Origin of the sequence: Sphingopyxis terrae subsp. terrae NBRC 15098, assembly GCF_001598815.1 — a bacterium.
In the GTDB taxonomy this organism is placed as follows: Bacteria; Pseudomonadota; Alphaproteobacteria; order Sphingomonadales; family Sphingomonadaceae; genus Sphingopyxis; species Sphingopyxis terrae.
Genome location: NZ_BCZQ01000034.1, coordinates 43,699 through 54,770, shown reverse-complemented (window position 1 = coordinate 54,770; position 11,072 = coordinate 43,699). Strand labels below are relative to the sequence as shown.

Below are 11,072 nucleotides of genomic sequence, written 5' to 3'. Positions count from 1 at the left end.
AGTTTCATGTCGGAGTCTGCCGATACAAATGAAATGCTCGTCACACTGACTGCCGACATCGTCGCGGCGCACGTCAGCAATAACAGCGTCGCGATTTCCGATCTCGCGATCCTGATCAATAACGTCCACACAGCCTTGTCGAACCTTGGCGAAAAGCCGGTCGAGGAAGAAAAGCCGGTGCCCGCGGTGTCGATCCGCGCGTCGGTGAAGCCCGATCACATCGTGTGTCTGGAAGACGGCAAAAAGCTGAAAATGCTTCGCCGCCACCTGATGACCCACTATGGCATGACCCCCGACGATTATCGCGCAAAGTGGGGCCTGCCGGCCGATTATCCGATGGTTGCGCCCAATTATGCCGAACGCCGGCGCGCGCTCGCCAAGGAGATCGGCCTGGGCACCAAGGGACGCGGCGGTGGCCGCAAGCGCAAGAAAGTCTGAGCTTTTCACGGCGCAGAATGCAGGGGCGGTGCCGGGGGGCGCCGCCCTTGTTCTATGCGCGGGGCGACCCTATACAGATTGAAGAAACAGGACGCGACCTGCGCGCTTTGCACGAAAGGCCATCATGCCCGGTTCCATCGATCTTGAAGCCCTTTGCCACGAAAAGGGCCTGCGGATTACCGAACAGCGCCGCATCATCGCGCGCGTGATTTCGGATTCCGAAGATCATCCCGACGTCGAAACGCTGTACGAGCGCGCGTCGAAGATCGACAGCGGCATTTCGATCGCGACCGTTTATCGCACCGTGCGCCTGTTCGAAGAAGCGGGCATCCTCGACCGCCATGATTTCGGCGACGGCCGTTCGCGCTACGAAGCCGCGCCTGAGGCGCATCACGATCATCTGATCGACGTCGAAACGGGCAAGGTGATCGAATTCGTCGATCCCGAACTCGAAGCGTTGCAGAAGGTGATCGCCGAACGGCTGGGCTTCCGCCTCGTCGATCACCGCATGGAGCTTTACGGTGTCGCCATCGATCGCAAGCGCGACTGATCGCGCCCGGATCACCTGGCGCTCGGTCTTTCGCCTTGCGCTGATGGTGCTGACGCTCCTTTTCCTGATCGTCCCGCACCTTTTCTACCGCGCCATCGGGCGGCCATCGCCGATGGTCATGGCCTTTCTGAATGCGGTCGGCTGGATCGCGGGGTTGCGGATCACGACGACCGGCACGCGGCTGCGCCGCGATGTCCTGTTCGTGTCGAACCATGTCAGCTGGCTCGATATATTGGCGCTCGGCGGTGCGGCGCGATCGGCCTTCGTGTCCAAGGCCGAGGTGGGCACGACGCCGCTCGTCGGCTGGCTCGCCGACCAGAATCACACCATCTATGTCCAGCGCGAGGCGAAGCGCGAGATTCACAATCAGACGAACGATCTGCGCAACGCGCTCGCGCGCGGGCGCCCGGTGACGCTGTTTCCCGAGGGGACGACGGGGCCGGGCGACGGCTTGCTGCCATTCCGGCCGTCGCTGTTGCAGGCGGTGATCCCGACGCCGCCGCGGCTTCAGGTGCAGCCGGTGTTCCTCGACTATGGGGTTGATGCGCCCGATATCGCGTGGCTCGATCCCGAATCGGGCCTCGACAATTTCAAGCGACTGCTGGCGCGCAAGCGGCCGATCACATTGACCATCCATTATCTCGATCCGCTACCCAACGATGCCGAGGCGGACCGCAAGCTGTTGGCCGAGGCGGCGCGGGCTGCGATCGCCGGCGCCATGGCGGAGACGCCAAACCCTTCCGCGATCAGCCGCCATCGCCTATAGGGCGCCGATGACATCCGACTCCCCCGCCAAAAATCCCGCCAAGACCTTCCACGTCAAATCCTTCGGCTGCCAGATGAACGTCTATGACGGCGAACGCATGGCGGAGATGCTGGGGACGCAGGGTTATGTTCCCGCCGCCGACGGCGCTGATGCCGATCTGGTCGTGCTCAACACCTGTCACATCCGCGAGAAGGCGGCCGAGAAAGTCTATTCGGACATCGGCCGACTGAAGCGCGAGGACGGCAGCACGCCGACGATCGCGGTCGCAGGCTGCGTGGCGCAGGCCGAGGGCGCCGAAATCGCGCGCCGCGCGCCGAGCGTCGATGTCGTCGTCGGCCCGCAGGCCTATCACCGGTTGCCCGACCTGATCGCGCGCGCCGAACGCGGCGAAAAGGCGATCGACCTCGACATGCCGCTCGAAAGCAAGTTCGGCGCGCTGCCGAAGCGCGCCGGCGGGCAGCGCCCGACGGCCTTTCTGACCGTGCAGGAAGGGTGCGACAAATTCTGTACCTATTGCGTCGTGCCCTATACGCGCGGTGCCGAGATCAGCCGACCCTTCGCCGACCTGATCACCGAGGCGCGCGCGCTCATCGCGGGCGGGGTGCGCGAAATCACCCTGCTCGGGCAGAATGTGAACGCGTGGGACGGCGAGGATGGCAAGGGCCGGGCGATCGGCCTCGACGGCCTGATCCGCGAGCTTGCGCGGGAGGACGGACTGGAGCGCATCCGCTATACCACCAGCCACCCCAACGACATGACTGACGGGCTGATCGCGGCGCATGGCGAGATCGACAAGCTGATGCCCTTCCTTCACCTGCCGGTGCAGGCGGGCAGCGATCGCATTCTGGCGGCGATGAACCGCAGCCATAGCGTCGACAGCTATTTGCGCGTCATCGAGCGCGTTCGCGCGGCGCGTCCCGATATTGCGATCTCGGGTGACTTCATCGTCGGCTTTCCGGGTGAGAGCGAGGCCGATTTCGAGGCGACGCTCGATATCGTGCGCGCGACCAATTACGCGATGGCGTACAGCTTCAAATATTCGCGCCGCCCCGGCACGCCCGCAGCGACGATGGACGAACAGATCGACGAAGCGGTGATGAACGACCGCCTCCAGCGGCTGCAGGCGCTGCTCAATCAGCAGCAACAGGCGTTCAATGAAGCGACGGTCGGGCGCGCGACGCGCCTGCTGCTCGAACGCAAGGGCAAGCATGACGGCCAGTTGATCGGCAAGTCACCCTGGCTGCAATCGGTGCATGTGACGGCGCCGGGGCTGGCGATCGGCGACATGGTCGATGTGCGGATTACATCGGCCGGGCCCAACAGCCTTGGCGCCGAGCCGTTGATGGAAGCGGTTGCCTAGTGCCGGCTTTGAGTTTGGGTGTCCCCGCGAAGGCGGGGACCCATCTCCTTTCGCCGCATTCCGGTGCCACGGGAGATGGACTCCCGCCTTCGCGGGAGTACACAGGTTGTTACTGAAAGAAGGAGCCCTGCCCACGTGTCGAAACGCCCGCTGACCGCCGCATCGCCCGCCGAACCTGGCGACCGCGTCCGATTGTCGGTGGAGTTTGAGCGAACGCAGCTTCTGGGCATATTGTTCGGCGAGTTTGACCGTAATCTGGTGGCGATCGAGAACAGGCTCGGCGTTTATATTTCGGCGCGCGGCAACCGCGTGCAGATCGAAGGGGAGGCCGAAGCCGCGGCGCGCGCGCGCGATGTGCTGACCGAAATTTATACGCGGATCGAACGCGGGGAAGAGATCGACAGCGGGCTGGTCGACGCGGTGATCGCGATGACGGCGCAGCCGACGCTCGACGGCATCATCCGCCACGAAACCAGCGACGCGCCGCCGGTGATGATCCGCACGCGCAAAAAGACGATCGTCCCGCGTGCGCCCTCGCAAATTCCCTATATGCAGGCGCTGGCACGCGACGACGTGATTTTCGCGCTCGGTCCCGCGGGCACGGGCAAGACCTATCTTGCGGTTGCGCAGGCCGTCGCCCAGCTCATCACCGGCAGCGTCCAGCGCCTGATCCTGTCGCGCCCCGCGGTCGAAGCGGGCGAGAAGCTCGGCTTCCTGCCTGGCGACATGAAGGAAAAGGTCGATCCCTATCTGCGTCCGCTCTACGACGCGCTGCACGATTGCCTGCCCGCCGAGCAGGTCGAACGTCGCATCGCGAGCGGCGAGATCGAGATTGCCCCGCTCGCCTTCATGCGCGGGCGCACGCTTGCCGATGCCTTCATCATCCTCGACGAAGCGCAGAATACGACGATCCCGCAGATGAAGATGTTCCTCACCCGCTTCGGCATGAACAGCCGCATGGTGATCTGCGGCGACCCGAAGCAGGTCGACCTGCCGCTGCCCGCGACATCGGGCCTCGCCGATGCGGTCGCGCGGCTCGAAGGGCTCGAAGGCATCAACGTTAGCCGCTTCACGAGCGCCGACGTCGTGCGTCACCCGATCGTCGGGCGGATCGTCGAAGCCTATGAGGGGCCGGGAAGCTGAGAGCGACGGCGCCCTAACGCGAAAGCCGTTCAGTCTTTGGAGCGGCTGGCGTCGATGCTCCATATCCCGGCGCCGCGCGTCGCGATGAACAGGAAGATGAAGGTATAGAGGATGATCGTCTCGCCGCCGTTGACGATCGGATAGAGCCCGTTCGGCGCGTGAACGACCCAATAGCCGACCGCCGACATGCCGCTGGCGATGAAGGCCGCGGGCCGCGTGAACAGGCCGATGATGATCAGCGCGCCCGCGACGAGTTCGATCGTTCCGGCGGCATAGAGCATCGGGTTGAGCGGCATCGGAAAATCGGTCGGGAAATTGAAGAATTTCTGCACCCCGTGCGCGAGGAACAGCAGGCCGGCGACGATGCGCAGCAGCGCATAGGCCTGTTCACGATATCCATCGAGAAACTTCATCACACGCCCCCTTCGGTCGTTGTCGATGCGCGACGCTATCGCAAAAGAGCGTCGTCGCGAAATTTTTTCGTGCGCCATGTCACAATCGACCGGCGCTGCCTCGTCATGTCGGCGCAACCCGAACAAAGGAGTGATGACATGACCAAGGTAACCGAACCCTTCGCCGCAGCGCCGCAGTTGATGAAGCAGTGGATGGCGGTTTCGCTCGCGGTGCAGGACAGCCTCGAGAAAAGCCTGACCGAACTCGTCAAGATCCGCGCCTCGATCGTCAACGGCTGCGCCAATTGCATCAACATGCACACCGCCGAAGCCCGCGCCGGCGGCGAGAGCGAGCAGCGCATCTATCTGCTGTCGGCCTGGCGCGAGGCGCCTTGCTATACGCCCCGCGAACGCGCGGCGCTCGCCTGGACCGACGCCTTGACGCGTCTGTCGCAGGGGCACACACAGGGCGAAGCCAAGGCGGCGCTCGAGGCCGAATTCACGCCGGAGGAACAGGTGAAGCTGACGCTGATGATCAACATCATCAACGGATGGAACCGCATCGCGGTCGGTTTCGACCTTTGGCTCGAACAGCCGGCGCGCGCCGCGTGACAGCGACGGCACCTTCGCATGCGGAAGCGGCGGATGCGGCGGCGAGTTTCGATCCGCTGCGTCCGCTGCTGACGCGCGTCGCCTATCGCATGCTCGGCTCGGTTGCCGATGCCGAGGATGTGGTCCAGGATGCCTTCATCCGCTGGCTCGGCGCCGATCGTGCGTCGGTGCATGAACCTGCTGCCTTTCTGCGGCGCACCGTGACGCGGCTTTGTCTCGACCAGCTCAAATCGGCGCGGGTGCGGCGCGAAACCTATGTCGGACCGTGGCTTCCCGATCCGATTGTCGGCGAGGAGCCCGACGACGATGTCACGCTGCCGCTGATGCTTGCGCTCGAACGGCTATCACCGCTCGAACGCGCGGCCTTTCTGCTCCATGACGTCTTCGGCGTCGGGTTCGACGAAGTCGCGGCGACGATTGGCCGCGATGCGGCGGCGACGCGCCAGCTCGCGACCCGTGCCCGCGCCCACGTCCGCGACGCGCGCCCGCGCTATCGGCTCGAGCGCGAGCGCGGACTCGAAATCGCCAGCGCCTTCTTCGCGGCGTCGCGGAGCGGCGACATGAGCGCGCTCGGCAATTTGCTCGCGGCCGATGTCGGCATGTGGTCCGATGGCGGCGGCAAGCGGCCCGCGGCGATGCAGCCGGTACTCGGCTTCAACCTCGTCATGCGGGTGCATCGCAGCCTGGCGGTCCTGCTCGGAAAATATGCCTCGACGCTGGTCGAGGTCGGGACGATCAACGGATTGCCCGGCTTCGTGACGCGCGAGGCCGACGGCGAATATCAGACGACCGCGCTGGAAATCGAGGATGGGCTGGTCGTCGGCATCTATGTCATGCGCAACCCCGACAAGCTGCGCCACATGCACTGAAGCCCCGCCCGATCGCGCTTCGCCGCAGGAGCGATTGCGCGCTCTGTATTGGGCGTGTAATACGGCGCGAAGAATGGCCGCTTTTCCTTTTTCCGATGATCCGCCGCCCCCGGCGATTGAAGAACCGCTGTTTCCGCCTGCCGAAGCGCCTGCGACGCCGGCGGGCGCGAAGAAGCCGCGGCCACGATGGCTGCGCTGGCTATCGCGCGGCTTTGCGGCCTTTGCGATCCTCTTCATCCTGCTCGTCGGCTGGCTGGCGATTACGGCGCCGCTGTCGAAATCGCTCGAACCGATCGCGCCGCCGCAGATTACCCTGCTCGCATCGAACGGCACCCCGATCGCGCGCATCGGCGCGGTAGTCGACAAGCCGGTGAAGGTCGCCGACCTGCCCGATCATGTCACGCAGGCCTTCATCGCGATCGAGGACCGCCGTTTCTACAATCATTGGGGCGTCGATCCGCGCAGCGTCGCGCGGGCCGTATGGAGCAATGTCACCGGCGGCCGCACGCAGGGCGGCAGCACGATCACGCAGCAGCTCGCCAAATTCACCTTCCTGACGCCCAAGCGCACGCTGGGCCGCAAGGCGCGCGAGGCGCTGATCGCCTTCTGGCTCGAGGCATGGCTGACCAAGGACGAGATCCTCGAGCGCTATCTGTCGAACGCCTATTTCGGCGACAACACCTATGGTTTGCGCGCCGCGTCGCTCCATTATTTCTATCGCCAGCCCGAAAAGCTGACCCCGGCGCAGGCGGCGATGCTGGCAGGGCTAGTGCAGGCGCCGTCGCGGCTTGCCCCGACCAAGAACCCCGATCTTGCCGAAAAGCGGATGCGGCTGGTCGTGCAGGCGATGGCGCGCGAGGGCTATCTGACCGCGGCTGAGGCGAAAGCGATGCGGCCGCCGCGTATCGACGTGCGCGAGCGCGACGACCTGCCCACCGGCACCTATTTCGCCGACTGGGCGCTGCCGCAGGCCCGCAAGCTCAGCGACATCGGCTATTCGCGCCAGACGATCACAACGACGCTCGACGCCCGTTTGCAGGCGGCGGCGCGGCGTGCGGTCAATCGCGCCGCGCTCGGCAAATCGCAGGTGGCGCTGGTCGCGATGCGCCCCGATGGTGAGGTCGTGGCGATGATCGGCGGGCGCGACTATGCCGCATCGCCGTTCAACCGTGCTACGCAGGCACGGCGCCAGCCGGGATCGACCTTCAAGCTGTTCGTCTATCTCGCGGCGCTACGCAAAGGCTGGCGCCCGGACGACAGCATCGCCAACGGGCCGATCGAAACCGGTACCTATCGGCCGAAAAATGCCAGCGGCACCTATTCGCCGAGCATCACGCTGGAAGACGCCTTCGCGACGTCGAGCAACGTCGCGGCGGTGCGACTGCTGCAGGAAGTGGGCGATGACCGCGTCATCGCGATGGCGCGCGATCTGGGCGTGACTGCACCGCTGGCCAAGGGCGACCCGAGCCTGGCGCTCGGCACCTCGACGATGACATTGATGGAACTGACCGCCGCCTATGCCGCGGTGGCGGCGAACGCCTATCCGGTCGTTCCGCACGCCTTCAAGAGCGAGGACAAGGGCTGGTTCGAAAATATGGTCTGGGGCCCGAGCCATTTTTCGGCGCGCGAGCATGACGGGATCGAGGACATGCTGGGCGCCGTGGTCAATCGCGGCACCGGACGCGCGGCGCGGCTGCCGATCGCCGGCTTTGGCAAGACGGGGACGAGTCAGGACAATCGCGACGCTTATTTCATCGGCTATACCGATGGGCTGGTCGTCGGCGTGTGGGTCGGCAACGACGATAATTCGCCGCTGCACGGCGTGACCGGCGGCGGCGTGCCGGCGCGGATCTGGCGCGATTTCATGGTACAGGCCAGCGGCCGCGGCGCCGAACCGAAGAAGGCGCCGCCGGCTGTCGATCCCGCGGGGCCGGTCCAGCCGCTTGACGCACCCGACGTCGGCACGATCCCGGTCGGTGACAAGACGAGTATCGGCGTCGAGGACGGCAATGCCGTCATCAGCACCGAAATCGGCGGCACGCGCGTCGATCTGCGCCTCCCCATCGGCGACCGTCAGCCACCGTCGGGGCAGGGGCCGCCCCCGACACCGGCAACCCCGCCGTCGCAGCCCCAGCCGGCACCGGCCCCGCCGCCGTAACGGGGGTGGGCAAGCGATTTCGCATGGCGCGCGGCGCGGCGCGGCAGTAGCGAGGGGCAATGACCACGCCGATTCTCTCCGTCGATAGGCGCAGCCGGCCAGCGGCCGCGATCCAGCCATGCTGAGCGTCGAAACGCACGAGGCCACCCCATGGCCCGACGATCTCGATTGGCAGGCGCGCGCTGGCGAGGCGGCTGCGGCCGCGCTCGCGCTGACCCCTTACGCCGCGCTTGCCGATGCCGCGCCGCTTGTCGAAGTGGCGATCCGCCTGACCGACGATGATGAGGTGCAGGCGCTCAACCGCGATTTCCGGGGCAAGGACAAGCCGACCAACGTCCTGTCCTTTCCGCAGGTTCAGCCCGACCTTCTCGAAACGATGAGCAACAGCGACGACGGCGAGATATTGCTCGGCGACATCGTGCTGGCGCGCGAAACCTGCCTGCGCGAAGCGGCGGAGAAGGGGTTTTCAGTCGCCGATCATGCGACCCATCTGATCGTCCACGGGACGCTGCATCTGGTCGGATACGACCATGTCGACGACCATGGCGCCGAGGCGATGGAGGCTTTGGAAGTGAAAGCCCTTGCATCGCTGGGCATCGCCAATCCATATGCGGTGCAGGATTAACGGCAAAAGCGAGAGACATGCCCGACGAGCAGGGGTCTTCGACCCGATCGGAAGAGGACAGTAGATCCGGCCTGTGGGCCGGAATACGGACGTTGCTGTTCGGCGGTAACAGCGAACCGTCGCTGCGCGAGCAGATCGAAGAGGTCATCGACGAGGCCGAGGAAGAGGGCGCGGAGCGCCGCGGCAGCAGCATCGTCGGCGATCTGTCGCCCATCGAACGCAAGATGCTGCGCAACCTGCTGCACTTCGGCGAACAGACGGTCGACGATGTGGCGGTGCCGCGCGGCGAGATCATCGCGATTTCGGAAAGCGCCAGTTTCGAGGAAATCGTCGCCATCTTTGCCGACGCGGGGCACAGCCGCTTGCCGGTCTACCGCGAAACGCTCGACGAGGTGGTCGGGATGATCCACGTCAAGGACGTGTTTGCCGTGCTCGCCGAAGGGCGCACGCCGCCGCCGCTGCTCGACCTGTTGCGCCAGCCGCTCTATGTGCCGCAATCGATGGGCGTGCTCGACCTGCTCGCCGAAATGCGCGCGAAGCGCACGCACCTTGCGATCGTCATAGACGAATATTCGGGCACCGACGGGCTGGTTACGATCGAGGATCTGGTCGAGGAAATCGTCGGCGAGATCGAGGATGAGCATGACGACGAGCCGACCGCGCTGTTCGTGCCCGACGCCGACGGCTGCTGGGACGCCGATGCGCGCGCCGAATTAGACGATATCGGCGAAGTGATCGACCCGCGCCTTGCCGAAGTCGATGAGGATGTCGACACGCTCGGCGGCCTCGCTGCGGTGCTCGCGGGGCATGTCCCGGCGGTCGGCGAGGTGCTGCACCACCCGAGCGGGTGGCGCATCGAAATCACCGAAGCCGACGAAAAGCGTGTTCATCGTCTGCGCCTGCATCCGCCGGTGGTCGTCGATCTGGAAGCCTCGGCCGATCGCGGCGCCGACTTCTGACGAATTGCCTTTGACGGGGCAAAAGACTAGCGGAAACCGGATGGACGTTTCGGACCTTCGCATCGCGCTGTTCAGCGGCAATTACAATATGACGGTCGATGGCGCGAACAAGGCGCTCAACCGCCTCGTCGGCTATCTGCTGCGCCAGGGAGCATCGGTGCGCGTCTATTCGCCGACGGTTGCCGAACCCGATTTCGAGCCGACCGGCGACCTTGTCAGCGTGCCGTCGATGGCGATCCCGAACCGCCCCGAATATCGCATCCCGCTTCACTTCTCGGCCCGCGTGCGCGAGGATATCGCGAAATTCGCGCCCAATATCCTGCATATCTCCAGCCCCGACCGTGTTTCGCGGCAGGTGGCGGCGTGGGCACGGCGGCGCAATATCCCCGTCGCCTGTTCGGTGCACACGCGCTTCGAAACCTATTTCCGCTATTACAACCTGTCCTTCCTCGAACCGATTATGGTCGCATGGCTCCGCCGGCTCTACCGGCGCTGCGACGCGCTGATCGCGCCGTCGGAAAGCTTCGCGCAGGTGCTGCGCGAACAGCGGATGAACTATGACATCGGCATCTGGACGCGCGGCGTGGAGCGCGACATTTTCCGGCCCGACCGGCGCGAGGCGAGCTGGCGGCAATCGTGGGGCATCGCCGACGACATGCCCGTCATCGCCTTCCTCGGACGGCTGGTCATGGAAAAGGGGCTCGACGTTTTCGCCGACACGATCGACGTGCTGGACCGCCGCAAGGTTCGCCATCAGGTCGTCGTGATCGGCGAAGGCCCCGCGGGCGATTGGTTCGAATCGCGGCTGCCGCAGGCAAAATTCGTCGGCTTTCAGGGCGGTCCCAATCTCGCCCGGGTGATCGCGTCGTGCGATATGCTGTTCAACCCGTCGGTCACCGAAACCTTCGGCAATGTCACGCTGGAGGCGATGGCATGCGGCCTGCCGGTGGTTGCGGCACGCGCGACGGGCAGCGCCAGCATCGTCAAGCATGGCCAGACGGGCTATCTCGTCGATCCCGGGTCGATCACCGGCTTTGCAGACGACCTTGAGCGCTATTGCACCGATGCCGGGCTGCGCGCGGCGCATGGTGCGGCGGCGCTGGCCGAAAGCATGGCCTATGAATGGGACGCGATCAATCAGTCGGTCGCCGACACCTATTTGCGGCTGATCCGCCAGAAGCAGCGGCAGCGGAGGTAGCG

Annotated in this window: 12 protein-coding genes; 11 read left to right on the top strand and 1 reads right to left on the bottom strand. The window is 65.3% G+C overall.

Going from position 1 to position 11,072, the window contains the following annotated elements; translation table 11 throughout:
• The first annotated feature begins 6 nt into the window (after positions 1–6).
• The 5 genes from STE01S_RS17345 to STE01S_RS17325 all read left to right on the top strand — a co-directional run bounded on the left by STE01S_RS17345 (position 7) and on the right by STE01S_RS17325 (position 4,257).
• On the top strand, positions 7–438 hold the full coding sequence (locus STE01S_RS17345) for a Ros/MucR family transcriptional regulator (protein ID WP_003039884.1): 432 nt from the start codon (positions 7–9) through the stop codon (positions 436–438).
• A gap of 124 nt (positions 439–562) precedes the next feature.
• Entirely contained in the window at positions 563–988 is a 426-nt protein-coding gene (locus STE01S_RS17340; protein ID WP_003039883.1) for a Fur family transcriptional regulator, read from the top strand.
• Positions 960–1,754 carry a lysophospholipid acyltransferase family protein gene (locus STE01S_RS17335; RefSeq protein WP_003039881.1) on the top strand — a complete coding sequence of 265 codons (795 nt, stop codon included), beginning with the start codon at positions 960–962 and terminating at the stop codon, positions 1,752–1,754. Before STE01S_RS17340 ends, STE01S_RS17335 begins: the two co-directional genes overlap by 29 nt.
• A gap of 7 nt (positions 1,755–1,761) precedes the next feature.
• Positions 1,762–3,114, top strand: a complete 1,353-nt coding sequence (gene miaB / locus STE01S_RS17330) for a tRNA (N6-isopentenyl adenosine(37)-C2)-methylthiotransferase MiaB (protein ID WP_062770030.1) — start codon at positions 1,762–1,764, stop codon at positions 3,112–3,114.
• Between the two features lie 135 nt (positions 3,115–3,249).
• Positions 3,250–4,257 (top strand): PhoH family protein, encoded by a 1,008-nt coding sequence (locus tag STE01S_RS17325; RefSeq protein ID WP_003039878.1) that lies wholly within the window; start codon positions 3,250–3,252, stop codon positions 4,255–4,257.
• A gap of 29 nt (positions 4,258–4,286) precedes the next feature.
• On the opposite strand, the gene STE01S_RS17320 is transcribed toward STE01S_RS17325, so the two are convergent.
• Positions 4,287–4,670 carry a DoxX family protein gene (locus tag STE01S_RS17320; protein WP_058813372.1) on the bottom strand — a complete coding sequence of 128 codons (384 nt, stop codon included), beginning with the start codon at positions 4,668–4,670 and terminating at the stop codon, positions 4,287–4,289.
• A 138-nt stretch (positions 4,671–4,808) separates the two neighbouring features.
• Between STE01S_RS17320 and STE01S_RS17315 the strand changes: the two genes are divergently transcribed.
• From STE01S_RS17315 to STE01S_RS17290, 6 genes are all read left to right on the top strand, one after another.
• A complete protein-coding gene (locus STE01S_RS17315) occupies positions 4,809–5,261 on the top strand; it encodes a carboxymuconolactone decarboxylase family protein (protein WP_003039873.1) in 453 nt (150 codons plus the stop codon).
• A complete protein-coding gene (locus STE01S_RS17310) occupies positions 5,258–6,130 on the top strand; it encodes a sigma-70 family RNA polymerase sigma factor (RefSeq protein ID WP_062770027.1) in 873 nt (290 codons plus the stop codon). Before STE01S_RS17315 ends, STE01S_RS17310 begins: the two co-directional genes overlap by 4 nt.
• 73 nt (positions 6,131–6,203) lie before the next feature.
• Complete coding sequence (locus STE01S_RS17305; RefSeq protein ID WP_062770024.1) at positions 6,204–8,288, top strand: transglycosylase domain-containing protein; 2,085 nt, start codon at positions 6,204–6,206, stop codon at positions 8,286–8,288.
• A 118-nt stretch (positions 8,289–8,406) separates the two neighbouring features.
• On the top strand, positions 8,407–8,913 hold the full coding sequence (ybeY, locus tag STE01S_RS17300) for an rRNA maturation RNase YbeY (protein WP_062770021.1): 507 nt from the start codon (positions 8,407–8,409) through the stop codon (positions 8,911–8,913).
• A gap of 17 nt (positions 8,914–8,930) precedes the next feature.
• Complete coding sequence (locus tag STE01S_RS17295) at positions 8,931–9,872, top strand: hemolysin family protein (protein ID WP_040589145.1); 942 nt, start codon at positions 8,931–8,933, stop codon at positions 9,870–9,872.
• A 40-nt stretch (positions 9,873–9,912) separates the two neighbouring features.
• A complete protein-coding gene (locus tag STE01S_RS17290) occupies positions 9,913–11,070 on the top strand; it encodes a glycosyltransferase family 4 protein (protein ID WP_062770018.1) in 1,158 nt (385 codons plus the stop codon).
• Positions 11,071–11,072: the final 2 nt, after the last annotated feature.

Coding starts and splice junctions, on each gene's coding strand:
- STE01S_RS17345 (WP_003039884.1), top strand. CDS start 7: ATGTCGGAGTCTGCCGATACAAATGAAATGCTCGTCACACTGACTGCC.
- STE01S_RS17340 (WP_003039883.1), top strand. CDS start 563: ATGCCCGGTTCCATCGATCTTGAAGCCCTTTGCCACGAAAAGGGCCTG.
- miaB (WP_062770030.1), top strand. CDS start 1,762: ATGACATCCGACTCCCCCGCCAAAAATCCCGCCAAGACCTTCCACGTC.
- STE01S_RS17320 (WP_058813372.1), bottom strand. CDS start 4,670: ATGAAGTTTCTCGATGGATATCGTGAACAGGCCTATGCGCTGCTGCGC.
- STE01S_RS17315 (WP_003039873.1), top strand. CDS start 4,809: ATGACCAAGGTAACCGAACCCTTCGCCGCAGCGCCGCAGTTGATGAAG.
- STE01S_RS17305 (WP_062770024.1), top strand. CDS start 6,204: ATGGCCGCTTTTCCTTTTTCCGATGATCCGCCGCCCCCGGCGATTGAA.
- ybeY (WP_062770021.1), top strand. CDS start 8,407: ATGCTGAGCGTCGAAACGCACGAGGCCACCCCATGGCCCGACGATCTC.
- STE01S_RS17295 (WP_040589145.1), top strand. CDS start 8,931: ATGCCCGACGAGCAGGGGTCTTCGACCCGATCGGAAGAGGACAGTAGA.
- STE01S_RS17290 (WP_062770018.1), top strand. CDS start 9,913: ATGGACGTTTCGGACCTTCGCATCGCGCTGTTCAGCGGCAATTACAAT.